Raw genomic sequence first — 24,075 nt, forward strand, 5'->3', positions numbered from 1 at the left:
TCTGCGGCCCGGATGCTTGATCGGTTCGACGGAAGTGGTGGAGAGAATGGGCCTCGGCGTGGGCTGGACCCTGCACGGAGACGGGCGGACCCCCGCCCCCGGCGCGGTGGTACGGCCGGACGAGCGGCTGTCGTGGCCGCGGACCGCCGGGCTCGGCGCCCAGCACGTCGTGGCGATGTTCGGGGCGAGTTTCGTCGCGCCCGTCCTGATGGGCCTGGACCCGAACCTGGCCATCATGATGTCGGGTGTCGCGACGGCCGTCTTCCTGCTGGCCACGCGGGGGCGGGTGCCCTCGTACCTGGGCTGCTCCCTCTCCTTCGTGGGCGTCGCCGCGGCGATCCGGGCGAGCGGCGGGGACAGCGCGGTCGTCACGGGTGCGGTGTTCGTGGTCGGCGCGGCGCTGTTCCTGGCGGGGCTCGCCGTGCGGCGCTTCGGGGCGCGGATCATCCATGCCGCGATGCCGCCGGTGGTGACGGGCGCGGTGGTGATGCTGATCGGCTTCAACCTGGCGCCGGTGACGGCCTCCACGTACTGGCCGCAAGACCAGTGGACGGCGCTGCTCACCATGCTGGTCACGGGGGCGGCCGTGGTCTGCCTGCGCGGCTTCTGGTCGCGGATCGCGATCTTCCTCGGGCTGCTCTTCGGGTACGGGATCTCCTGGGTCTTCGACCTGCTCTTCGGCAAGATCCACTCGACGGTGGGCGGGGAGGCGGCCGTCGACCACTGGCGGCTCGACCTCTCGGGCGTCGGCGCAGCGGACTGGTTCGGCCTGCCGTCCTTCCACGCACCGCAGTTCGAGTGGTCGGCGATCCTCATCGCCCTGCCGGTGGTGATCGCGCTGATCGCCGAGAACGCCGGGCACATCAAGGCCGTCGGCGAGATGACCGGCGACCCGCTCGACGACGAGCTCGGCACGGCGATCGCGGCGGACGGCGCCGCGTCGATGCTGTCCACGGCGGTGGGCGGTCCGCCGAACACCACGTACTCCGAGAACATCGGCGTGATGGCGGCCACCCGCGTCTACTCGACGGCCGCCTACTGGGCGGCGGCCGGCTTCGCACTGCTCTTCGGCCTGTGCCCCAAGTTCGGCGCGGTCGTCGCCGCGATCCCCGGCGGTGTGCTGGGCGGGATCACCGTGATCCTGTACGGGATGATCGGCCTGCTCGGCGCGCAGATCTGGATCAACGGCGGGGTGGACCTGCGCAATCCGCTGAACCTGGTGCCGGCCGCGGCGGGCATCATCATCGGCATCGGCGGGGTGGAGCTGCGGTTCACGGACAGCTTCGAGCTGGGCGGCATCGCGCTCGGCACGATCGTGGTGATCACGGGCTACCACGCGCTGCGGTACTTCGCCCCCGCGCACCTGAAGCAGCAGGAGCCGCTGCTCGACGCGGGCACGTCGGCGTACGACGGGAACGGCGCGGGCGACGGGGACCAGGGCGGGGCCGGCCGGGCCGGCCGCCCCTGACGGGACCGGCGAGCGGGCGGGTTCGCCCGAACCGGCGAAGCACACGGCCAAGTTCCCCGGATCCGGACCCGGGGCTGCCACGCTGCCCTCCATGGAAGCGGTACTCGCGCGGATGCGCGCCCTGGACGAGCGGCTCCCCGCACAGGACGGTGTGGCCGTCTTCAACCGGGTGTACCTGACGGTGACGGAGACGCTGCACGCGCGCATCTCCCACGGGGAGTTCCCGGCGCCGCGGCGGGCGGAGACGCTGAGCGTGCGGTTCGCGGAGCGGTACCTGGCGGCGGTGGAGGCGGACCGGGCCCCGGCCTGCTGGCGCCCGCTGCTCCAGTACCGCCGCCACCCGGGGGTCCGGCCGCTCCAGCACGCCCTGGCCGGGATCAACGCGCACATCGGGCACGACCTGGCGCTGGCGGTGGTGGCCACCTGCCGGGCCCTGGACTGCGAACCGCGCGCACTGGAGGCGGACTTCGACCGGGTCGGCGACACCCTGGTCTCCCTGGAGGAGCACATCCGGGAGGACCTGATGCCGGGCCCGGACCTGCTGGAGATCGCCGACCCGCTGACGCACCTCCTCGGCTCGTGGAGCCTGGACCGCGCCCGCGGCGCCGCCTGGTCGGCGGCCCGCCTCCTGTGGACCCTGCGCCGCTCCCCCGACCTGGCCGAGGAGTTCACGGACTCCCTTGACGCCGGGGTGGGCCTGGTGGGCCGCTGTCTCCTCACCCCCACCTCCTGAGCGGGGCATGAGAACGGGCCGCCGCCGCGCTCGTGGCGCGGGGGCGGCCCGTGGTCATGGGCGGAGGGACCGGGTGGGTCAGTCCTCCGGGAGTTCGACCGGGGCTATCTCGTCGTAGACGTCGCCCGGGCCGGGGTTGGTGGCGTCGGTGGAGCCGCCGAGGTGGTGCATGACGCCCCAGACCGCGTTCAGCGCCGTCTGGACCGCGCCCTCGGCCCAGCCCGCCGTCCAGGAGATGTCGTCGCCCGCGAGGAAGATGCCGCGCTTGTCCTCGGGGAGGCGGTCCTGCATGAAGTGGGTGAACAGGCGCCGCTGGTAGCGGTAGTGGCCCGGCAGGTTGGCCTTGAACGCGCCCATGAAGTAGGGCTCGTTCTCCCAGGACACGGTCACCGGGTTGCCGATGATGTGGCGGCGGATGTCGACCTTCGGGTAGATCTCGCCGAGGGACTTCAGCATGACCTCCATCCGCTCGTTCGCGGACAGCGGCAGCCACTTCAGGCTGTCGTCGCACCAGGTGTACGAGAGGCAGATGACGGCCGGCGCGTCCGGGCCGTTGTCCAGGAGGTACGTGCCGCGGGTCATGCGGTCCGTCAGGGTCATCGACATGACGTCGCGGCCCGTCTCCTCGTCCTTGTCCAGCCAGAACGGCCGGTCGACGGGGATGAAGAGCTTGGACGACTCCATGTAGTGGGTGCGCTCGATCGCCGTCCAGTGGTCGATCGGGAACAGCGTGTCGTCGCAGGCGATCTTCGACAGGAGCATCCAGGACTGCGCCGTGAAGATCGCGGCGCGGTACGTGCGGATGTCGCCGTCGGCGTCGGTGACCGTGATGCGGTTGCCGGCCGTGCGGTGCAGGCGGGTCACGGCCGGACGCGGGGTGCCGTCGTGCAGGGAGGACAGCGAGGTGCCCTGGGCCCAGTGGACGATCTTCTCGGGCTCGCGCTCCCACAGGCGCAGCGGCAGCTGCTGCGAGCCGCCGACGATGCCGCGGTGGTGGTCGTCCGCCTCGGTGTAGACGACGCGCAGGATCTCCAGGATGGAGTTCGGGAAGTCGGTGTCCCAGCCGCCCGTGCCGAAGCCGACCTGGCCGAAGATCTCCCGCTTGCGGAAGGACTGGAAGGCCTCGGACTTGCAGAGGAAGCCGTAGAAGGTCTCGTCGTCGAGCTTCTCGACGAGCTTCGCCCAGATCTCGCGGATGCGCGGGACGTCCCGCTCGCGCATCGCCTGGTTCATGTCGGAGAAGTCGGCGCCCTCGTCGAGGCAGGCGTTCCACGCGGCCGACACGTCGCGGTAGACCTGCGGGAGGTCGGCGATGGTCTCGGCGTAGTGGGTCTCGCCCTTGAGGTCCACGACCGTCGAGGGGGTGGCCTCGGCGAGCGGGTTCGGGAAGGGCTCGGTGACCAGGCCCACGAGGTCGATGTAGTGCTGGAGCGCGGTGGAGGACGGCGGGAAGCGCATGGCGCCCATCTCCGCGGTCAGGCCCTCGGTGCCGGCGCCCTCGAAGCCCACGGTCCGCAGCCGGCCGCCGATCTGGTCCGCCTCGTAGACGACGGGCTTGAGGCCCATCTTCATCAGCTCGTAGGCGGAGATGATGCCGGAGAGCCCGCCGCCGATGACGGCGACCTCGGTCCCGAGCTCGGTCGCCGGGATCTGGCCCAGGCCGGCGGGGTGGGCGAGGAAGTCGTCGTACGCGTACGGGAAGTCCGGGCCGAACATGGTGATCGGCGGCTGTCCGTCGCTGTGCGGGACGGCGGTGGTGGGCACCGTGGACGTCATGGGGTACGGCTCCTTGCGGGGGTGGGGCAGGGGGGAGGGCGCTGGCGGGGCTCAGACGAGGGAGTCGTAGAGCCCGGGGCGGCGGTCGCGCAGGTACGGGTTGGTCTCGCGCGACGCGCGCAGCAGCTCGGGATCGGCCTCGCCGACCACCAGCTCCTCGCCGCGCCCGGCCCGGGTGCGGGTCACCCCGTCGGGGCTCGCCAGGCAGCTGAGTCCGACGAACTCGAACTCGCCTTCCGGACCGGTGCGGTTGACGTACGCGATGTACATCTGGTTCTCGAAGGCCCGTACGGGGACGAGCTGTTCGGCGACGAACTGGAACGGGTGCATCTGCGCGGTCGGCACCAGGAGGAGGTCGGTGCCGGCCAGGGCGTGGGCGCGGACGTTCTCGGGGAACTCCACGTCGTAGCAGATCATGATGCCGATGCGGAGCCCGTTCAGGTCCGCCTGGACGACGGGGGTGTCGCCGGGGGTGAAGGCGTCCTGCTCGAAGCAGCCGAAGAGGTGGGTCTTGCGGTAGTTCGCGAGCCTGACCCCGTCGGGCCCGATGAGCTGGGCCGCGTTGTACACGGTGTCGCCGTCGCGCTCCGGGTAGCCGTACAGGACGGCCAGGCCGTGGCGGCGGGCGATCTCGCCGATGGCGCGGGCCGACATGCCGTCGGCGGCCTCGGCGAGGTCGGCGACCTCCCGGACCTCCAGCGCGTAGCCGGTCAGGAACATCTCCGAGGTCACGAGCAGCCCGGCACCCGCCTGTGCGGCGCGCTGCGCGGCCTCGTCGAGCGCCTTCAGGTTCTCGGCGGTGTCGCCGAGCCGTCCGGAGCTCTGGAGGAGGGCGGTGCGCAGCGGGGGCATGGGCGTACCTCTGTGGCAGGAGGGGAGTGGGTCCTATTGAAGGTACGTTCACCCGTTCGACGTCGACAAGCCATGACTGTTGCGCTCCGCGCATCGATTCGTTGCGCGTTTTGGGGAGTGGACGGCGATTCGTTGCGCGGGCTCGTGGGTTCCCCTCCTGCCAGGGGCTATGTCTCGGCGCGGAAGGCCGGGTGGGCGCGCAGTCGCCACAGGTCCTCGAGGATATCGTCCGTGTCGTTGCCGATGACGCGGCCGCTCCAGGTGTCGCACAGGGCGGGGACGGCCAGCGCGCCGTCGTAGTGGTGTCCGACGGCCTCGTAGGCCCGGCGCAGTGCGGCGTACGAGGCGGGCGTGGAGAGCACGGTGGTGGCGACGGAGCCCTCCAGGCCGAGCCGGGCGAGGGCGTCCGCGACGCGCACGGAGTCCGGACAGTCGGCGCAGAGGTAGATGCGGTAGCGGTGCGGCACCGGCGAGAAGCCGGCGCCGATGCGGCCGCGCAGGGCGAGGGCCGGACCGGTTCGGGGCAGGACCATGGGCAGCATGACTCTCCTGGGGACGGCGCGGGGGCGTGGCGGACCTCCCGGCGGCGCGGCGCGCGCCGGGTTCACGGAGTCGGTGCGGGGATGCGTACGCGGCGCGGGGAGCCGTGGAACGCACGGTCGCCCTCGCGGGTCGGGCGGGGCCGTCGGGAGGCCGCGCGCGGCGTACGGAGGAGGAGGCTCAGGCGCTCGCGCGGAAGGCGCTGCGCACGCGCAGCAGGTCGATGTGCAGGCGCCGGGTCAGCCACCAGCGACGGAGGATCCGCGTCCGTGCGCGAGCCGTCCTGGCCATGTCCACCGACTCCGTCCCGCCCCTGGGGCATAAACGCGCCCGCGACGGACGCTGACTCTCGTGACCGTCGTCACCAGCAGTCTCGTGGCGGTCCGCGGGGCCGTCAAGAAGGTGGTGGACGGTCACTGCGGCCGTTCCCGAGGGAAGGAGTTCCCGACCCCATGGCGCCCGAAACCGATACGGCCACACCCGTGCACGTCCTCGACAACCCTGTCTGGGCCGCGCTGACCGGCCCGAGCAGTGCCTTCGCCGAGGCCGGGCCGGCAGGGCTCGCGGCCCGGTACGTCGCCGACACCTCGCCGTTCGTCGCGCTCGCCGACCCCGAGGACCCGGCGGCCTGGGCGGATCTGGCCGCGCTGGCCGGCCCGGGTACGACGGTCTGGATCACGGGCCTGCCGACCCCGCCCGCGGGGTGGTCGACGGAGGACTCGATACCGGGCGTCCAGCTGGACGGCGGGGCGGTACAGGCCGGTGCCGCGCCCGAGGCGGTCCGGCTGGGGCCGGCCGACGTGCCGGAGATGCTGGAGCTGGTCGGCCTCACGAAGCCGGGGCCGTTCGCCCGGCGCACCGTCGAGCTGGGCACGTACCTCGGGATCCGGCACGAGGGCCGGCTCGTCGCGATGGCGGGGGAACGGATGCGCCCGCCCGGCTGGTCGGAGATCAGCGCGGTGTGCACGCACCCCGACCACCGGGGCAAGGGGCTCGCGGGCCGGCTGATCAGGGCGGTGGCCGCCGACATCCGCGAGCGCGGCGACCGCCCGTTCCTGCACGCGGCGGCCGCCAACACGGGGGCCGTCGCCCTGTACGAGTCGATGGGCTTCACGCTGCGCCGCCGCCCGCTCTTCATGGGCGTCCGCACCCCGGACGGGGCTGCCTGACGCGCGAGTTCGCGGAGCGGGGCACCGGGGCAGGAGAGCGGGGAAGGGGACGGTCACACGGGCGGGCAGGGGGCCTGGGGCGGGCCCGGCAGGTTTCGCGGGGCGCGCAGCGGTCACACGCGGGGAATCCCATGGAAGCGAAAGGAACCGAGAGGACCTGCGATGAACGACGTCTCACGCCTGCCCGGCACCGCGCAGCACCACTGGCAGTGGCAGCTGCGCGCCGCCTGCCGGAATCTGGGGCCGGGCCGCTTCTACCATCCGGCCGGTGAGCGGGGCGAGGAGCGCGATGACCGCGACGAGGCCGCGAAGCGGGTCTGCGCGGTGTGCCCGGTGCGCGAGGCGTGCCTGGAGCACGCGCTGCGGACCCGCGAGCCCTTCGGCGTCTGGGGCGGGCTGACGGAGGAGGAGCGCCGGGCCCTGCCGGAGCAGACCGGCCGCCGTACCGCCCGCGCCCGCGCGGGCGCGGGGCACCGCTGAACGCCGCCCGCACGACCCCGGACGCGACTGCGCCCCGGCATGGACCATGCCGGGGCGCAGCGGTGTTCGAGGGGGGGCGGCGGTCAGGCCGGTGCGCCCGAGGTGAAGCGGCGCAGCAGCGGGGAGAGGACCAGGACGGACTTGGTCCGCTCCACGAACGGCTCGCCCGCGATGCGCTCCAGCACCCGCTCGAAGTGCCGCATGTCGGAGGCGAAGACCTGGACGACGGCGTCCGCGTCGCCGGTGACGGTCGACGCGGACACCACCTCCGGGTACCGCTCCAGCCCCCGCCGGATGTCGTCCGGCGAGGTGTTGTGGCGGCAGTAGATCTCTATGAAGCCCTCGGTCTCCCAGCCCATGGCGGCGGGGTCCACGCGGACGGTGAAGCCGGTGATGGCCCCCTCGGCCCGCAGCCGGTCCACGCGACGCTTCACGGCCGGGGCCGAGAGGCCGACCTCGGAGCCGATGTCGGCGTAGGAGCGGCGGGCGTCCTCGGCGAGGGCGTGCACGATGCGTTCGTCGAGATCGTTCAGTCGCACTGCGGGTGGATCACTTTTCTGCTGTGGCCACTTCTGCCGTGGCCAGTCGGGAGCGGCGAATGCCGTACAGGAAGTAGACCACGAGGCCGACCGCCATCCAGACACCGAAAGCGATCCACGTCGCCGTCGGCAGGCTGTACATCATGTAGCCGCAGGCGAGGAAACCGAGGATCGGCGTGACCGGGAAGAGCGCCACCTTGAAGGTGCGCGGCATGTCGGGCTTGGTGCGGCGCAGGATCACCACGGCGACGTTGACGAGGGCGAAGGCGAAGAGGGTGCCGATGCTCGTCGCGTTGGCCAGCTCACCCAGGGGGATGAACGCGGCGAGCGCGCCGCAGAAGAGGGAGACGATCACCACGTTGGCGCGGGGGGCGCCGGTCTTCTCGTCGACCTTGGCGAAGACCTTGGGGACGAGGCCGTCGCGGGACATCGCGAAGAGGATGCGGGTCTGGCCGTAGAGGACGGCGAAGACGACGGAGGCGATGGCGACGACGGCGCCGGCGGCGAGGACGACGCCCCAGAAGCTGTCACCGGTGACGTTGGTCATGATCTGGGCCAGCGCGGCCTCGGTGCCCTCGAAGTCCTTCCAGGGCAGTGCGCCGACGGCGACGAAGGCGACGAGGCAGTACAGGACGGTGACGATGCCCAGCGAGAGCATGATCGCGCGGGGCAGGTCCTTCTTCGGGTTCTTGGCTTCCTCACCGGCGGTGGAGGCGGCGTCGAAGCCGATGTACGAGAAGAAGAGCGTGGAGGCGGCGGCGCTGATGCCGGTGATGCCCAGCGGGGCCAGCGGGGCGTAGTTGCCGGACTTGATGCCCATGACGCCGATGCCGATGAAGAGCACCAGGGTGACGATCTTCACCGCGACCATGATCGTGTTGATCCGGGCGCTCTCCTTGGCGCCGCGCATCAGGAAGACCATGGCGAGCAGGACGACGACCAGCGACGGCAGGTTGATGAAACCGCCCTCGCCCAGCGGCGCGGACACGGCGTCGGGGATCGTGACGCCTATGGTCCCGTCGAGCAGCTCGTTGAGGTACTGGCCCCAGCCGACGGCGACCGCCGCGACGGACACGGCGTACTCCAGGACCAGGCACCAGCCGCAGACCCAGGCGATGAACTCGCCCATGGTGGCGTACGAGTACGAGTACGAGGAGCCGGAGACCGGCACCGATCCGGCCAGCTCCGCGTAGGAGAGCGCCGAGAAGAGGGCGGTCAGGCCCGCGATGACGAAGGAGATCGTGACGGCGGGGCCGGCCTTGGGGGCCGCCTCGCCGAGGACCACGAAGATGCCGGTGCCCAGGGTGGCGCCGATGCTGATCATGGTCAGCTGCCACATGGTGAGCGAGCGGCGCAGGGTGCCGCCCTCGCCCTGGCCGCCCTCGGCGACCATCTGCTCGACCGGCTTGCGGCGCAGCAGAGGGTTCACAGGCTTGCGGGGCTCGGAGGTGAGCGGTGGCGCCTGGCCGGTTTCGAGCACGAGGGACTCCTTTGACACTGCGGATGGGGACTGTGGCATCGACCGCAGCGGTCCGGGGCAGGACACAGACAAGGAAGCCTGGGCATGGGGGACCGCCGAGCAGGCGGTCCGCGCCACTCCACGTACAGCGAGTGAGCCTACGAGCAGAGTGATACCGCCCGTAATGCACCATCCTTGCACATTGCCGCACGATCGTTGCGCGGATCTGTCCTGGATGGTCCTTTGTTGCGCACGGATGATCGATCAGTGCGTACGCCCCCTTTGTCTCCTTCGTTGACTCCTCATCAGAACTCCCGCAGCATGCCCGCCGGGACCGACGAACGGAGGCGCGCCGTGAACGCCGAGAACGCCGAGAACACGAAGCACACCGGGAGCACCGGGAGCACCGGGAGCACCGACAGCTCCGGTACGCACTGGCTGGACCCGGGTCCCTTCCTGCGCGGGGTCGCCTGGCTCGACAAGGGACGACCGGTCCGGGCCGACCCGCAGGACGGCATGCGACTGCCGTGGGACACCGGGGAGCGGGCCACCCTGCCGATAGGGGTGCGTCTGGAGTTCACGGCGCACGCCGCCCACGCCGTGGAGGTCCGCTACCGGGCGACCGTGCCCGGCCCCACCGACGCGCTGCGCGACCTCGCGCACGCCTTCGCACTGTGGGACCGGCACGGGGTGGTCCGCGAGGTCTGGAGCGAACCGGCCGCGGAGGCCGTCGTACGGATCGAACTGCCCGGCGGGACCGGCCCGTTCACCCTGCACCCGCCGGAGGGGCAGTCCCCGCTCGTCCTCGGCCTGCGCGGGATCGGCGGCGCCGTCGCCCCGGCCCCGGCCGGCCCGCGCTGGGTGGTGCACGGCGATTCGATCACCGAGGGCTGGTGGGCGACCCGGCCCGCCCACGGCTGGCCCGCGGTCGCCGGGCGGGCGCTGGGCTGGGACACGGTCAACCTCGGGTACGCGGGCGCCGCCCGCGGGGAACTCGCCACCGCCGAGCAGATCGCCGCTCTGCCCGCCGATGTCATCACCCTCGCGTTCGGCACCAACTGCTGGTCCCGCGTGCCCTTCTCGGCGCCACTGCTGTACGAGACCACCCGCGCCTTCCTCGAACTGGTCCGCCAGGGGCATCCGCGGACCCCGCTGCTGCTGGTCTCCCCCGTACTGCGGCCCGACGCCGAGCGCACCCCGAACCGGCTCGGCGCCACCCTGGGCGCCCTGCGCGACGCGATGGAGCGGGCCGCCCGCGAGCGGATCACCGCCGGGGACGACCGTCTCGCCCTGCTTCCGGGCCGTGACCTGCTGGGTCCCGAGCACCTGGCGGACGGGCTGCACCCCAACGACTCCGGACACCAGGTCCTCGGCCTCGCTGTGGTCACGGCTCTGCGGCGCTCCGGGTTCGGTCCGGGGTGAGTGAAACAGCCCACAGGAATCCGCTTGAACAGATCGACCCCGACAGGGCGTGTCCTGAGCACAGTTGCCGACGCACCGGAGACGGGCGGCGGACACGGAGACACCACACGTGGGAGAGATCAAGATGGGCATCAAGCGCGGAACCACCCTGGCCGCCGTCGCAGTCGTCGTCGCCCTGACGGCCACCGCCTGCGGCGGGGACGACACGGCGGGCAACGCCAAGCCGGCCGGGGCCGCGTCCCAGGCTCCCGCCGCCGCTTCCGGCGCCGGCTCCGGCGCCTACGGCGCCGACTACGGTTCCGACTCCGGTGCGGGAGCCGCCGCCGGCGCGGACGCCAAGGGAGCCGGACAGCTGGCGGTCGCCCAGAACGAGCAGATCGGCGCCCTCCTCACCGACAGCGCCGGTTTCACCCTCTACCGCTTCGACAAGGACACCGCCAAGCCGCCGAAGTCCAACTGCGACGGCGACTGCGCGAAGGCCTGGCCCGCCGTCGCGGCCGGCGACGCCACCGCCGCCGCGGGCATGGACGCGGCGCTGCTGGGCGAGGTCGTGCGCACCGACGGCAGCAAGCAGCTGACGGTCGCCGGCTGGCCGGTCTACCGGTACAGCAAGGACACCAAGGCGGGCGAGACCAACGGGCAGGGCGTCGGCGGCACCTGGTTCGCCCTGGCCCCCGACGGCAAGAAGGCCGCGAAGGCGGCCGCCGCCGCACCGGCCGCACCGGCCGGAGCGGGCGAGGCCGCGGGCGCGCTGACCGTGGCCAAGGACCCCAAGCTCGGCGAGCACATCGTCGACGGCAACGGGATGACGGTCTACCGCTTCAAGAAGGACACCGCCTGGCCGATGGCCTCCAACTGCACCGGCGACTGCGTGGCCAAGTGGCCCGTGGTGCCCCCGGTGGACAAGGCCAACGCCAAGGGCATCGTGGAGAAGGGCTACTCGGTCCTGGACCGCCCCGACGGCAAGAAGCAGCAGGCCATCGACTGCTGGCCCGTCTACACCTTCACCGGTGACAAGAAGGCCGGCGACATCAACGGCCAGGGCGTCGGCGGCACGTGGTACGCGGTGGCCCCCGACGGCAAGCTGATCACCACCTCCTGACCACCGGCTCCTGACCGCCGGCTCCCGACCGCTCCCCCCGCCCCCTCCCCCACATCCGGAACCGCGCGGCCCCCTGCCCACTCCCCCCGGCAGGCGGGCCGCGCACCCGTTCCGCCGCGCACCGTTCCGCCTTGGCGCGCTCCTCCATACACTCCACCGCATGCTGCGCGTACTGGCCGTCGACGACGAGAAGCCGCTCCTCGAGGAGCTCCTCTACCTGCTGGGCTCCGACCCCCGGGTGCTCAGCGCCGAGGGCGCCTCGGACGCCACGCAGGCCCTGCGGCGGATCACCAGGGCCCTGGAGACCGGCCCCGAAGGGCCCGACGGCATCGACGTCGTCTTCCTCGACATCCACATGGCGGGACTGACCGGCCTGGACATCGCCCGGCTGCTGGCCGGGTTCGCGCAGCCGCCGCTGATCGTGTTCGTCACCGCCCACGAGGGCTTCGCCGTCCAGGCCTTCGACCTCAAGGCCGTGGACTACGTGCTCAAGCCCGTCCGCCCGGAGCGGCTGGCCGAGGCCGTCCGCCGGGCCTGCGCCCAGCTGGGCCGGACCGCGGCCGCGCAGCCGCCCGAGCCCGCGGGACCCCCGGCCGCTCCCGTCGCCCCGTCCGGTGCGGGCGTCCCGCCGCAGTGCCGCCCCGCCCCCGAGGTCACCGTCGCCGACCGCGGCGCGGACCAGATCGCCGTCGAGCTGGGCGGCGTCACCCGGTTCGTGGCGATCGCCGACATCGCGTACGTCGAGGCCCAGGGCGACTACGCCCGCCTGCACACCGACGAGGGCAGCCACCTGGTCCGCATCCCGCTCTCCACGCTGGAGGAGCGCTGGGCGGCCCGCGGGTTCGTCCGCATCCACCGCCGCCACCTGGTGGCCCTCGGCCGGATCGACGAGCTCCGGCTGGACGCGGGGACCACCAGCGTCCGCGTCGGCTCCGCCGAGCTCCAGGTCAGCCGCCGCCACTCCCGCCAGCTGCGCGACCTGCTCATGCGCCAGGCGACCGGCTAGGGGGTGAGGCACGCCCTGCGGACCACCGACCGTCCGGCGTGCGCGGGCGCCGTTCGTCGCACCGAACGGGACGTACGGCGCCCCAGCGCTGCCGTCGGTCGCACCGCGGCCCCCGCCGCCCGCCGACGACCGGCCCCGGACCTATGGTGGAGCCCGCCGGGAACGAGCTGGGGGGTGCGCATGGCCGAGATCCAGGCGCTGCTCGACGCGCTGGCCGTACTGCCCCGGACCCCGCCCGCCGGCCCCGCCGAGGCCGAACTGCTGCTCGCCCGCCTGCGCAGCGCCGCCGCCCGCTGGGCCGACGTCCTGTACGAGGCCAACGAGGGCGTCCGCCGGCAGCTCCCGCCCCGCGCCGAAGCCGCCCTGACGCTGGCCTTCCGCCGCGCCGAAGACTCGTACGTGGAACTGGAGATCGCCCTGCGCGACTGCGCCGAGCATCGCGACCCCGCGCTCTGACACCCCTTTTCGGCCGGTGGGAGGGGTGGGGATCGGCCCGGTTCGCGCCTGTTGCGGGCTCCGCGGGCCTGCGTAGACTCCGGTATCCCCTCCCCCGGGCGATGAGGACCGAGCCGTGAACCAGACGTACGCGCTGACCGCGGTCACCGTCGTCGTCCTGGTCACCGTGCTGGTGGGCGCGCTGGGCCTGCGGATCTCGCGGACCACCTCCGACTTCTACGTCGCCTCGCGGACGGTGGGGCCCCGGCTCAACGCGGCGGCGATCAGCGGGGAGTACCTCTCCGCGGCCTCCTTCCTCGGGGTGGCCGGGCTGGTGCTCCTGCAGGGGCCCGAGATGCTCTGGTACCCGGTCGGGTACACCGCCGGATACCTGGTGCTGCTGGCGCTGGTGGCGGCCCCGCTGCGCCGATCGGGGGCGTACACGCTGCCCGACTTCGCCGAGGCGCGGCTGGAGTCGCAGGCGGTGCGCCGGGTCGCCGTGCTGTTCGTGGTCGGGGTGGGCTGGCTGTACCTGCTGCCGCAGCTCCAGGGCGCGGGGCTCACCCTGGAGATCCTGACCGGGGCCCCGCACTGGGTGGGCGGGGTGGTCGTCGCGTTCGTGGTGACCGCGGCCGTCGCGGCCGGCGGGATGCGGAGCATCACCTTCGTCCAGGCCTTCCAGTACTGGCTCAAGCTCACCGCGCTGCTGGTGCCCGCCTTCTTCCTGCTCGCCGCCTGGGCCTGGGACGGGGCGCCGCGCGCCTCCTTCGACGCGCCGGCGGTCTTCCGCGAGCACACCGCCGTCACGCTCGCCGAGGACGTACGGCTGACCCTGGACGCGCCGCTCGCGCTGAAGGTCACGGGGCAGGTGGACGGGCGCGGCCACACGGCCGCTCCGCTGACGCTGGCGCCCGGGCAGCACTCCGTACGGGCCGGGGCGCGGCTGGAGTTCGCCGCGGACACCCCGGTTCCGCAGACCCGCGCGACGTCCGGGCGCAGCACTCCCCGCTGGTCCCGGCCGATGGACGGGGGCCGGCCGGCGCTCGGCCTGTACGCGACGTACGGGCTGGTCCTGGCCACCTTCCTCGGCACGATGGGCCTGCCCCACGTCGCGGTGCGCTTCTACACGAGCCCGAACGGCCGCGACGCGCGCCGCACCACGCTGGTGGTGCTCGGGCTGCTCGGCTTCTTCTACCTGCTGCCTCCCGTGTACGGGGTGCTCGGGCGGACCTACGCCCCGGAACTCGCCCTGACCGGGGACGCGGACGCGGCGGTGCTGGTGCTGCCGGAGCGGATGGTGGGCGGAGTGCTCGGCGACCTGCTGGGGGCGCTGGTGGCCGGGGGCGCGTTCGCGGCGTTCCTCTCGACCGCTTCGGGGCTGACCATGGCGGTGGCCGGGGTGCTGCACCAGGACGTCCTGGCGTCGCGCGGGGTGCGGACGTTCCGGATCGCGGTGCTGGTGGCGATGCTGGTGCCGCTGGGCGGGAGCGTGCTGCTGACGGACGTGCCGGTGGCGGACGCGGTGGGGCTGGCCTTCGCGGTGTCGGCCTCGTCCTTCTGCCCGCTGCTGGTGCTGGGCATCTGGTGGCGCGGGCTGACCCCGCCGGGTGCGGTGGCGGGGCTGGTCATCGGGGGCGGGGCGGCGCTGGGCGCGGTGCTGGCGACCCGGGCGGGGCTGCCCCCGGCGGGATGGGTGCACACGCTGATGGCGTGGCCTGCGGCGTGGTCGGTACCGCTGGGATTCCTGACGATGGTGCTCGTGTCGCTGGCCACCCGGTCGCGGATCCCGGCGGGGACGGCGGCGACGCTGGCCCGGCTGCACCTGCCGGAGAGCGTGACGGGTGCGGGGGCGGTGGCGGATCCCGCGGCGGGCGCCGTCTCCGCGGCCGGTCCCGGCGCGGGCCCCGGTCCCGGCGCCCGCGCGGGCGGTGCTCCGTGACCGGAGCGGTGCTCGCGGTCTTGGCCGCGGCCGGTGCGGTGCTGCTGCTGGGCCTGGGCTGGGCCGGCGGCCGGCGGCAGGCCCGGCGCGGCGACCGGGCCGGCGGCCTGGACCTCGGCACGCCGGTGGAGCGGGCCACCTTCCACACCCTGCACACCGCCTCGCTGGCCGCTCCCCCGCTGCGCGCCGGGCTCACCGAGGACGCCGCCCGCAAGGCCGCGAAGCGGCTGCGCTCTCTGCTGGGCACGGAGGCCCTGTGCCTCACCGACCGGCAGTCCGTGCTGGCCTGGGACGGGCCGGGGGCCGACCACCACGAGCGGCGGGCGATGGCCCGGGTCGCCGTCATGCTGGACTCCGGCCGCAGCATGAGCGTGCGGACGGAGTGCACCCGACCCGACTGCCCGCTGAAATGGGCGGTGTTCGCCCCGCTGACCGGCGAGGACGGGGTGCTCGGCGCGCTCGTGGCCTACGGTTCGCGGGAGTCGGCGGTGCTCGTGCGGGCCGCGACGGAGGTGGCCCGCTGGGTCTCCGTCCAGCTGGAGCTCTCGGAGCTGGACCGCTCCCGCACCCGTCTGATGGAGGCGGAGATCAAGGCGCTGCGCGCGCAGATCTCCCCGCACTTCATCTTCAACTCCCTCGCCGCGATCGCCTCGTTCGTCCGCACCGACCCCGAGCGGGCCCGGGACCTGCTGCTGGAGTTCGCCGACTTCACGCGCTACTCCTTCCGCCGGCACGGCGAGTTCACCACGCTCGCCGAGGAGCTGCGCTCCATCGAGCAGTACCTGGCCCTGGCCGGGGCCAGGTTCGGGGACCGGCTGAAGGTGACCCTCCAGGTGGCCCCCGAGGTGCTTCCGGTGGCGCTGCCGTTCCTGTGCCTGCAGCCGCTGGTGGAGAACGCCGTCAAGCACGGGCTGGAGGACTCCACCGAGGAGTGCCTGATCACCATCGCCGCCCGGGACGCGGGCGCGGAGGCGCTGATCACCATCGAGGACAACGGGGTCGGCATGGACCCGGCGGTGCTGCGGCGGATCCTGGCCGGGGAGCACGGCGGCTCCTCGTCGGGCATCGGGCTGACGAACGTGGACGAGCGGATCCGGCAGGTGTACGGGGACGCGTACGGCCCGGTGATGGAGACGGGGGTCGGCGCGGGCATGAAGATCTCGCTGCGCATACCCAAATACCGTGCGGGCGTGCACAGTTCGGGGCCGGGGCCGCAGCCGCCCCGGTACTGAACGGGCCCGCGGCGTGCCATCCTGGCAGCGGCGCGGACCGACTGCCGGGGCTCCCCCCGGCGGCAGCCGGGGAACAGTCTGGGAGGTTCGCCGACGTGCGGGTCGGGCGGGAACAGCGGCGCGAGGAGTTGCGGGACTGGGTGCGCGCCGGTGCGCGGGGCCGCGGCGGCCGGCTGATCGTGGAGGGCGAGCCCGGTGCGGGCCGGACGGCGTACGTGCGCGAGGCGCTGGCCGAGGCGGCCGCGCTGGGCTGCCGGGTGCGCTACGGGGCCGCCGAGCCGTTCGCGGCGGAGCTGCCGCTGCGGGCCGCGCTGGACTGCCTGCACCCCGGGGGCGCCGGCCGGGCGGCCGTGATCTCCCTGCTCCGCGAGGCCCGGCGGGACGGGCAGGGCGGCGGGGCGTGGCTCGCGGCCACGGACCTGCTGGTGTCCGGGGTCGAGGAGTGGTGCGCGCGGGGCCCGCTGCTGCTGGTCCTGGACGACCTCCACCGGGCGGACCCGGCCAGCCTGCTGCTGTGGCGGCGCCTGGGCCGCTCGGCCGACCGGCTGCCCCTGCTGCTCGCGGGGACCCGGAGGCCGCTGCCCCGGCGCCCCGAGGTGGAGCAGCTCTGCGCCGACCTGGGCGCGGGCCCGGGCGGGCACACCGTACGGCTGGAGCCGCTGACCGGGCCGGAGTCGGCCGGGGCACTGCGCCGGATGCTGGGCGCGGAGCCGGGACCGCGGCTGCGGGAGGCCGCCCTGCAGGCCGGCGGCAATCCCGGGCTGCTGCGGGAGCTGACCGCGCGGTGGGCCGGGTTCATCGAGATCACCCGCGACGGCCGGGAAGCCGGCCGGGGCGACGGTACGGGAGACCCCCGCGGGGACGGCTGCGGAGACCGGCCGGCCGACGGCCCGGGAGGCCGGCCGGGGCGGCCCGGACCACCACACGAAGGCCCGGGAGGCCCGGAAGGCCCGCCGGGCGACGACCCCGAGTTCGGTGGCCTCGCCGAACTCACCGTTCCCGAAGCGGAGCTGCCCGAGCCCCCCGACTCCCTTCCCCGGGGTCTCGGCTACCTCTCCCGCGCCGCCTACGCCACCCTGCGGCACGCCGCCCTGCTCGGGCCGGCCTTCACGCCGCGCGAGCTGGCCCTCGTACAGGCCAGGCCCGCCCGCGAGGTGCTGGCCGAACTGGAGGAGCCGCTGCTCGCCGGGCTGTTGGAGGACGCCGGCGAGCAGCTGCGCTTCCGGCAGCCCGCGCTGCGCCGGGCCCTGTACCGCGAGCTGCCCCGGCCCGCCCGCGCCGCCCTGCACCAGGAGGCGGCCCGCGCCCTCGCCGGGGCCGGGCACGATCCGGCCCGGACCGCCGAACAGCTTCTCGCCGACGGGGCGTTGGACCGCTGGGCGGTGCGCTGGGTGGCGGATGCGGCGCAGGCCCTGATCGCGGCGGCGCCCGCGGCCGCCGCCGAACTGCTGGAGCGGGCCGCCGGCCAGGCCGGCCGCGCGGACCGGGAGGCCCTGGAGGGGAGCCTCGCGGACGCCGCGCTGATGCTGCGCCGACCCGAGTCGGCGCAGCTGCTGGCCGCCCTGCACGGCCGGGCCGAGGACCCGGGGGCCCGGGCGGCCCTGGCCTTCAAGCTGGTGTCGGCGCTGATGATCGAGGGGGACATGGCCCGGGCGCTGGCCGTCACCGAGGACGCGCTGGCGGAGCAGGTCCCCTCCCCCGCGCTCCGGCTGCGGCTGGAGGCCTGCCGGGTCCTGGCCCTGGCCGAACGGGGCTCCCCGGCGCAGGCCCGCGTCCTGGCCGTCCCGGTGGTGGCGGAGGCGGCCCGGCTGGGCGATCCGCTGTGCGGGGCGGAGGCCCATCACGCGATGGCCTTCGCCCTGTTCCACCTGGGCCGCGGCCGGGAGTCGCTGCGCCATGTCGCCGAGGGGATCGCCTGGGCCCGGCGCGGCCCCGAGGCCAACGACATGCGACTGCTGCTCCTCGCCAACCAGGCGGAGGGCCATGAGCGGTTCGACGAGCCGGAGCCCGTGGCGGCGGCGCTGCGCGAGGCGAGGGAACTGGCGCTCGCCACCCGCTCGACGGGGCGGCTGGTGGTGACCGAGGCCCTGCAGGCCGAGTTCCACTACCGGCTCGGCGACTGGGACGCGGCGCTCGCCGGGGTGGCCCGGGCGGACGGGCCGCCGGTCTCGGACGGCTGGCTTCCGGTGGTGGTGCACGGTCTGCGGGCGCTCGTACGGGGCCACCGGGACGAGCGCGAGGCGGCGCGGGCCGAGCTGGCGCTGCTCCCGCCGGACGCCTTCGCGGGCCCGGCGGCGCGCCGCTACGGCGGGCACGTCCAGCTGGCCCGGGCCCTGCTGGCGGAGCGGGCGGGCCGCCCGGACGAGGCGGTGCGCGAGCTGCTGCCGGCACTGGCGGACGGCCCGGACGGGGCGAGGGCGTACGAGCGCTCCTGGATGCTGTCGGAGATCGTCCGGCTGGCCCTGGAGTGCGGGGACACGGCGACGGCCCGGGCGGCCGTGGCGGCCTGCCGGCGGACGGCGGCGGCGCTGGCCGAGTACCCGGGTCCGGCGCTGGCGCTGCTGCGCTGCGAGGGCCTGTTCGCCCAGGATCCGCGGCTGCTGGCGAAGGCGCTGGAACGGGCGGAGCGCGGCGGGCGTCCGCTGGTGCTGGGCCACGCGTGGGAGGACCTGGCGGTGGCCCGGGCCTGGCACGGCGAGCTGGCGGCGGCGCGGTCGGCGCTGACGCACGCGGTGGCGGCGTACGAGGTGCCGGGCGCGCGGTGGGACATCGCGCGGGCGGACGCCCGGCTGCGGAGTCTGGGGGTGCGGCGCGGCAGCCGCTCGGCGCGGCGGCGGGCGGCCAGCGGGTGGGAGGCGCTCACCCCGGCGGAGCTGAAGGTGGCCCTGCTCGTCGCGCAGGGCCGCTCGAACCCGGAGATCGCGAGCGCCCTGTTCCTGTCCGCGCGGACGGTCCAGACGCACGTCTCGCACATCCTGGCGAAGCTCCAGGTCCGCTCGCGGGCGGCGGTGGCGGCTCAGGCGGCGGCGCGCCGGCCGGGGCCGCAGGCGCCGCCGGGCCCGGCGGCGGGGCCCGGACCGTAGCCGGGCAGGGCTTCGCGCAGGGCCCGCAGGGCGTAGTACGTACGGGACTTGACGGTCCCGGCGGGGACTCCGAGCGCCTGGGCGGCCTCGCAGACCGACGCCCCGCGGAAGTGGATCTGCACGAGCACCGCCCGGTGCTCGGGGCTGAGTGATCTCAGCGCGTCGCGGACGTCGAGGACGGTGACGGCCCGCTCGGTGCCGTCGTCGGCGACCGGTGCGTGGCTGTCGAGGGCGTCGGGGGCGACCTCGGCGGGGCGGACCAGACGGGCCCGCCGGGCGTCGATGGCGAGGCGCCGGCCGACGGTGTAGAGCCAGGGGCGCAGGGAGGCGTGGCCGCTCTCCAGTACCTCGGGGTGTTTCCAGGCGCGGAAGAACGTCTCCTGGAGGAGGTCCTCGGCGCGGTGCCGGTCGCCGAAGGTGAGGCGGAGGAGGAAACCGTAGAGGGAGGCGCCGTGTTCGCGGTGCAGTCGCGCGAGGGCGAGGGCGTGGGCGTCGGTGCGGCGGCAGAGGGTCGCGGTCACGGGGTGCCCCTTACGGGTCGTTCCGGCTCGGATGACCCGAGCGTGGCGGACCCGGCGCCCGGAGTTATCCGCCGCATGGCGTATCCGCCCGCCGCCTGCGCCGACCGGTCGAACGGTTCGCCGAACGGTCCCCGGACACGCCGGTGGCCCCGGGCCACGTCCGCGGAGGACGGGCCCGGGGCCACCGGGAAAAGCGGGAACTAGCTCCAGCTGGCGTGCAGGGGCTTGCCCTCGGCGTAGCCGGCCGCCGACTGGACGCCGACCACCGCATTCTCCTCGAACTCCGCGAGGGAGCCCGCGCCCGCGTAGGTGCAGGAGGAGCGGACGCCCGCGATGATCGAGTCGATCAGGTCCTCGACGCCCGGACGGGCCGGGTCGAGGAACATCCGCGAGGTGGAGATGCCCTCCTCGAACAGGCCCTTGCGGGCCCGGTCGTACGCGGACTCCTCGGAGGTGCGGTTCTGCACGGCGCGTGCCGACGCCATGCCGAAGGACTCCTTGTAGAAGCGCCCGTCGGCGGACTGCTGCAGGTCGCCGGGGGACTCGTACGTCCCCGCGAACCAGGAGCCGATCATCACGTTCGACGCGCCGGCGGCCAGCGCCATCGCCACGTCGCGCGGGTGGCGTACGCCGCCGTCGGCCCACACGTGCTTGCCGTGCTTCTTCGCCTCCGCCGCGCACTCCAGCACCGCGGAGAACTGCGGGCGGCCCACGCCGGTCATCATGCGGGTGGTGCACATGGCGCCGGGGCCCACACCGACCTTGATGATGTCCGCGCCGGCCTCGATGAGGTCCTTGACGCCCTCGGCGGCCACGATGTTGCCCGCCACGATCGGGACCTGCGGGTCCAGCGCGCGCACGGCCTTGATCGCGTTGATCATCGACTCCTGGTGGCCGTGGGCCGTGTCGATGACGAGCGTGTCCACGCCCGCGTCGAGCAGCTGCTTGGCCTTCTGCACGAAGTCGCCGTTGATGCCGACGGCGGCGGCGATGCGCAGCTTGCCCTCGGCGTCGGTGGCCGGGGTGTACAGGGTCGCGCGCAGCGCGCCCTTGCGGGTGAGGAGGCCGACGAGCTTGCCGTCCTTGTCGACGGCCGGGGCCAGCTTGCGGTGGCCGGCGTCGAGCTTGTTGAAGGCCTCGCGGGGGTCGATGTCGGCGTCGATGAGCAGGAGCTCCTTCGACATGACCTCGGAGAGCTGGGTGAAGCGGTCCACGCCGGTCAGGTCGTGGTCGGTGACGACACCGACCGGGCGGCCGTCGGCGTCGACGACGACACCGGCGCCGTGGGCCCGCTTGGGCAGCAGGGACAGCGCGTCGGCGACGGTCTGGGTGGGCGCCAGCGTGATCGGGGTGTCGAGCACGTGGTGGCGGGTCTTCACCCAGGAGATGACGTCGGTGACGACCTCGATCGGGATGTCCTGCGGGATGACCACGATGCCGCCGCGGCGGGCGACCGTCTCGGCCATGCGGCGGCCCGCGATGGCGGTCATGTTCGCCACGACGAGCGGAATGGTGGTGCCGGTGCCGTCGGGCGAGGAGAGGTCCACGCCCTGGCGGGAACCGACCGCGGAGCGGCTCGGCACCATGAACACATCGTCGTACGTCAGGTCGTACGGCGGCTTCTGGTCATTGAGGAAACGCACGTGCTGAACATCCCAGTCGATCGAAGGATCCGGCTGCGGCCCCGACGGGCGGCCGGGGAAACGCACGTACTTCATTCTCCCACGGCCCGGTGTCGATGCCGCCCCGGCTGATCGTCCAGGACATACCGGGCCGCGTGGTCTGTTCCTACGGGACGGTCCGCCGTTGTCAGGGGACCTTGGTCCTCTCACGATGCACCGGTCCGGGCCGGTGCGCCAGGGGCAGGACCGATCCTCCGTACCGGGCCGCGGTGAACTCGGCGGCGATCGACAGGGCCGTCTCCTCGGGCGTGGCGCCGCCGAGATCCAGTCCTATGGGCGAGCGCAACCGGGCGAGCGCGGCCTGTGGCACCCCCTCCTCGCGCAGCCGCTGCTCGCGCGCGGCGTGCGTGCGCCGCGATCCCATGGCCCCGACGTAGCCGAGGGGCATCCGCAGGGCGAGGGCCAGCAGGGGTACGTCGAACTTGGCGTCGTGGGTCAGGACGCAGACCGCCGTACGGGAGTCCACCCGGCCCGCCTCCCATTCCGCGGCCAGGTGCCGGTGCGGCCAGTCCACGACCACCTCGTCGGCGTCGGGGAAGCGGGCGGGCGTCGCGAAGACCGGCCGGGCGTCGCAGACGGTGACCCGGTGGCCCAGGAAGGCCCCGATCCGGGCGAGGGCCGCGGCGAAGTCGATGGCCCCGTAGACGATCAGCCGGGGCGGTTCGGCGGCGGATTCGACCAGCAGCGTCAGCGGCTGCCCGCACAGCCCGCCCGCGGTGCCCAGTTCGGCGGTGCCGGTCCGCCCGGCCAGCAGCAGGTCCCGTACGTGCACGGCGGCGGCCCGGTCCAGGGCCGCGCCCCCGCCCAGGCAGCCCTCGTACGATCCGTCCGGGTGGACGGCGAGGGCCCGGCCGAGCTGCGGCGGCGGGCCGGAGACCACCCGGGCCAGCGCGGCCCGGGCCCCGCCGGCGGCGGCTTCCAGGACGGATCCGAGGACGGGCCGGACCGGGTCGTGCCCGCGCACCGGGGTGACGAGCACGTCGAGCACTCCCCCGCAGGTCAGGCCGATGGCGAAGGCGTCGTCGTCGCTGTATCCGAAGCGGTGGACCCCGCCTTCGCCGGAGGTGATGGCGTCGAGGCAGAGCTCGTGCACGGCGGACTCCACGCAGCCGCCGGATACGGAGCCCAGGGCGGTGCCGCCCGCGTCGACGGCGAGCGAGGCGCCCGGTCCGCGCGGCGCGCTCCCGGTGACGGCGACCACGGTGGCCAGGGCGAATTCCCGGTGCGCGGCACACCACGCGCGTAGTTCCTCGGCGATGTCGAGCATCAGCGGATGTACTCGCGTCTCGCGCTCTGGCCGGGGATCAGCGGCCGCGGCGGCAGCACGGGCGGCCCGGTCCGCGGGACGGGACCGGGCGCCGCGGCGCGCGGGCGGGGAGCCGGAGCCCCGCCGATGGCGGGCCGGCCGGGGCCGGGGAATCCGTCGGGGACCCGGGCGCGGGCGCTGAGCAGCTTCGACGCGTGGGCGACGCTCGCGAGCGTGGCGTGGTGGTGCCAGCCACGGAAGGAGCGGCCCTCGAAATCACGGATGCCTACGGGTTCGCAGGTCTCGGTGAAATCGAGGGAAACCCGGTCGGTGAGTTTGGCGAGCAGGAAGAGCTGGGCCAGCGGCCGGTCCCCGATGTTGGTGATCCAGAACTCGGAGGGCAGCAGGGCGGCCTCGGTCCAGGCGCCGACGAGCAGCAGCGGGGTGGGCGGCATCGGCACGGGGCGGTCCTCGCCGGGGGTCGCGAGGATGGCGGCCGAGGTCAGCAGGGTCACCGCCCCTTCGGCCCGGCCGTGCCGGGTCCATTCGACGACGCGCCGCTGGGAGCGCAGGGAGTCGATGAGTTCGCGGGCGGGGGCGGTGTGAGGTCCGGGCTTGTGCCGGCCGGCGCCGCCGAAGGAGACGGGCAGCGAGCCGTCGACCTTGAAGACGAAGGGGATGTCCTGCAGGGCGAAGGACTCGATGCTCTGCGGGATGTCGGTGTTGGCGACCTCCATCACCACGGGCCGGCGCTGGAGTTGCCAGGTGGCGGCCATCCGCTGGACGGCGTGTACGGCGTCCTGGGCGGGGGTGAGGGAGCGGGCGGTGTCGGGGATGCCGGCCCGGCGGCGGCGCATCAGCTCGTTCGTCCAGGGCCCCGGGAGGGTGAGGGTCCATTCGACGGGAAAGCTGGCTTCGCTGGAGGCCAGCCAGATGCCGCTGGCCTGCTGGCAGTTGGCGGTGCGGCCGAGCTGGGGGACGAACTGGCGGCCGACGCCGACGGAGCGGTCTCCGGCCTTCTCGATGACCATGGGCTGGACCACCCAGGCCAGCGGGCGCTGGGCGGTGCGCTCGAGGTACTGGGCGAGGGAGCGGCGCACCGGGGTCCAGTCCCAGGGGGACTTGCTGATGAACTGCTGGAGGCTCTGCTCGACGGAACTGGCGCCCGTTCCGGCGATGTTACGGATTGTTTTCTTCCCACTGGTCCGCACCAGGCCGTTGAGATAAACGCGGGCCCAGTTTCGCTGGTCCCGCCGGGGTAAGGACTCGAAGAAAAGAGAGATCAGGACGTCGATCAATTCGGAGATTTCCTTCGTGGAATCCTCCGGCGTGACTACGCGAGCCATCTGGGCCTCCCCCGCGACCACTAGATCCAATACCCTACTTGACCG

Annotated in this window: 20 protein-coding genes; 11 read left to right on the forward strand and 9 right to left on the reverse strand. The window is 74.0% G+C overall.

Features of this window, described 5'->3' with window-relative positions; all coding sequences use genetic code 11:
- Positions 1 to 46 precede the first annotated feature (46 nt).
- Together ACFY1T_RS11465 and ACFY1T_RS11470 are read left to right on the forward strand one after the other, a co-directional pair.
- Positions 47 to 1,468, forward strand: a complete 1,422-nt coding sequence (locus ACFY1T_RS11465; RefSeq protein ID WP_390787956.1) for a uracil-xanthine permease family protein — start codon at positions 47 to 49, stop codon at positions 1,466 to 1,468.
- 91 nt (positions 1,469 to 1,559) lie between these two features.
- Positions 1,560 to 2,201, forward strand: a complete 642-nt coding sequence (locus ACFY1T_RS11470; protein ID WP_390787957.1) for a DUF5995 family protein — start codon at positions 1,560 to 1,562, stop codon at positions 2,199 to 2,201.
- Positions 2,202 to 2,279: 78 nt separating this feature from the next.
- On the opposite strand, the gene ACFY1T_RS11475 is transcribed toward ACFY1T_RS11470, so the two are convergent.
- From ACFY1T_RS11475 to ACFY1T_RS11485, 3 genes are all read right to left on the reverse strand, one after another.
- Positions 2,280 to 3,977 (reverse strand): NAD(P)/FAD-dependent oxidoreductase, encoded by a 1,698-nt coding sequence (locus ACFY1T_RS11475; RefSeq protein WP_030871789.1) that lies wholly within the window; start codon positions 3,975 to 3,977, stop codon positions 2,280 to 2,282.
- Between the two features lie 51 nt (positions 3,978 to 4,028).
- Positions 4,029 to 4,829, reverse strand: a complete 801-nt coding sequence (locus tag ACFY1T_RS11480) for a carbon-nitrogen hydrolase family protein (RefSeq protein WP_384713309.1) — start codon at positions 4,827 to 4,829, stop codon at positions 4,029 to 4,031.
- Between the two features lie 167 nt (positions 4,830 to 4,996).
- On the reverse strand, positions 4,997 to 5,371 hold the full coding sequence (locus tag ACFY1T_RS11485; protein WP_390787958.1) for a hypothetical protein: 375 nt from the start codon (positions 5,369 to 5,371) through the stop codon (positions 4,997 to 4,999).
- A 450-nt stretch (positions 5,372 to 5,821) separates the two neighbouring features.
- Between ACFY1T_RS11485 and ACFY1T_RS11490 the strand changes: the two genes are divergently transcribed.
- A complete protein-coding gene (locus ACFY1T_RS11490) occupies positions 5,822 to 6,538 on the forward strand; it encodes a GNAT family N-acetyltransferase (protein WP_390787959.1) in 717 nt (238 codons plus the stop codon).
- Positions 6,539 to 6,700: 162 nt separating this feature from the next.
- A complete protein-coding gene (locus ACFY1T_RS11495) occupies positions 6,701 to 7,018 on the forward strand; it encodes a WhiB family transcriptional regulator (protein ID WP_390787960.1) in 318 nt (105 codons plus the stop codon).
- An 83-nt stretch (positions 7,019 to 7,101) separates the two neighbouring features.
- Here the strand turns inward: ACFY1T_RS11495 and ACFY1T_RS11500 are convergent, their stop codons facing one another.
- Together ACFY1T_RS11500 and ACFY1T_RS11505 are read right to left on the reverse strand one after the other, a co-directional pair.
- A complete protein-coding gene (locus ACFY1T_RS11500) occupies positions 7,102 to 7,557 on the reverse strand; it encodes an Lrp/AsnC family transcriptional regulator (protein ID WP_030871775.1) in 456 nt (151 codons plus the stop codon).
- A 10-nt stretch (positions 7,558 to 7,567) separates the two neighbouring features.
- Complete coding sequence (locus ACFY1T_RS11505) at positions 7,568 to 9,037, reverse strand: amino acid transporter (protein ID WP_390787961.1); 1,470 nt, start codon at positions 9,035 to 9,037, stop codon at positions 7,568 to 7,570.
- A gap of 417 nt (positions 9,038 to 9,454) precedes the next feature.
- On the opposite strand from ACFY1T_RS11505, the gene ACFY1T_RS11510 reads away from it, so the two are divergent.
- The 7 genes from ACFY1T_RS11510 to ACFY1T_RS11540 all read left to right on the forward strand — a co-directional run bounded on the left by ACFY1T_RS11510 (position 9,455) and on the right by ACFY1T_RS11540 (position 19,235).
- Positions 9,455 to 10,438 carry a GDSL-type esterase/lipase family protein gene (locus ACFY1T_RS11510; protein ID WP_390788290.1) on the forward strand — a complete coding sequence of 328 codons (984 nt, stop codon included), beginning with the start codon at positions 9,455 to 9,457 and terminating at the stop codon, positions 10,436 to 10,438.
- Between the two features lie 124 nt (positions 10,439 to 10,562).
- On the forward strand, positions 10,563 to 11,540 hold the full coding sequence (locus tag ACFY1T_RS11515) for an SCO0930 family lipoprotein (protein WP_390788291.1): 978 nt from the start codon (positions 10,563 to 10,565) through the stop codon (positions 11,538 to 11,540).
- Between the two features lie 160 nt (positions 11,541 to 11,700).
- On the forward strand, positions 11,701 to 12,546 hold the full coding sequence (locus ACFY1T_RS11520) for a LytR/AlgR family response regulator transcription factor (RefSeq protein WP_390787962.1): 846 nt from the start codon (positions 11,701 to 11,703) through the stop codon (positions 12,544 to 12,546).
- Positions 12,547 to 12,726: 180 nt separating this feature from the next.
- Positions 12,727 to 13,002 carry a hypothetical protein gene (locus ACFY1T_RS11525; RefSeq protein WP_030871760.1) on the forward strand — a complete coding sequence of 92 codons (276 nt, stop codon included), beginning with the start codon at positions 12,727 to 12,729 and terminating at the stop codon, positions 13,000 to 13,002.
- A 115-nt stretch (positions 13,003 to 13,117) separates the two neighbouring features.
- Positions 13,118 to 14,920 (forward strand): cation acetate symporter, encoded by a 1,803-nt coding sequence (locus ACFY1T_RS11530; protein WP_390787963.1) that lies wholly within the window; start codon positions 13,118 to 13,120, stop codon positions 14,918 to 14,920.
- Positions 14,917 to 16,152 carry a histidine kinase gene (locus ACFY1T_RS11535; RefSeq protein ID WP_390787964.1) on the forward strand — a complete coding sequence of 412 codons (1,236 nt, stop codon included), beginning with the start codon at positions 14,917 to 14,919 and terminating at the stop codon, positions 16,150 to 16,152. Before ACFY1T_RS11530 ends, ACFY1T_RS11535 begins: the two co-directional genes overlap by 4 nt.
- A gap of 95 nt (positions 16,153 to 16,247) precedes the next feature.
- Entirely contained in the window at positions 16,248 to 19,235 is a 2,988-nt protein-coding gene (locus ACFY1T_RS11540) for a LuxR C-terminal-related transcriptional regulator (protein ID WP_390787965.1), read from the forward strand.
- Here the strand turns inward: ACFY1T_RS11540 and ACFY1T_RS11545 are convergent.
- From ACFY1T_RS11545 to ACFY1T_RS11560, 4 genes are all read right to left on the reverse strand, one after another.
- Complete coding sequence (locus ACFY1T_RS11545) at positions 19,169 to 19,756, reverse strand: sigma-70 family RNA polymerase sigma factor (protein WP_390787966.1); 588 nt, start codon at positions 19,754 to 19,756, stop codon at positions 19,169 to 19,171. The two genes, ACFY1T_RS11540 and ACFY1T_RS11545, sit on opposite strands and share 67 nt — an antisense overlap.
- 200 nt (positions 19,757 to 19,956) lie before the next feature.
- On the reverse strand, positions 19,957 to 21,399 hold the full coding sequence (locus tag ACFY1T_RS11550) for a GuaB1 family IMP dehydrogenase-related protein (protein ID WP_390787967.1): 1,443 nt from the start codon (positions 21,397 to 21,399) through the stop codon (positions 19,957 to 19,959).
- Between the two features lie 166 nt (positions 21,400 to 21,565).
- Positions 21,566 to 22,705 carry an XdhC family protein gene (locus ACFY1T_RS11555; protein WP_390787968.1) on the reverse strand — a complete coding sequence of 380 codons (1,140 nt, stop codon included), beginning with the start codon at positions 22,703 to 22,705 and terminating at the stop codon, positions 21,566 to 21,568.
- Positions 22,705 to 24,030 carry an IS701 family transposase gene (locus tag ACFY1T_RS11560; protein ID WP_390787969.1) on the reverse strand — a complete coding sequence of 442 codons (1,326 nt, stop codon included), beginning with the start codon at positions 24,028 to 24,030 and terminating at the stop codon, positions 22,705 to 22,707. The genes ACFY1T_RS11555 and ACFY1T_RS11560 overlap by 1 nt, the downstream gene beginning before the upstream one ends.
- Between the last annotated feature and the right edge of the window lie 45 nt (positions 24,031 to 24,075).

The organism is Streptomyces sp. NPDC001194 (genome assembly GCF_042896985.1).
Taxonomy (GTDB): domain Bacteria; phylum Actinomycetota; class Actinomycetes; order Streptomycetales; family Streptomycetaceae; genus Streptomyces.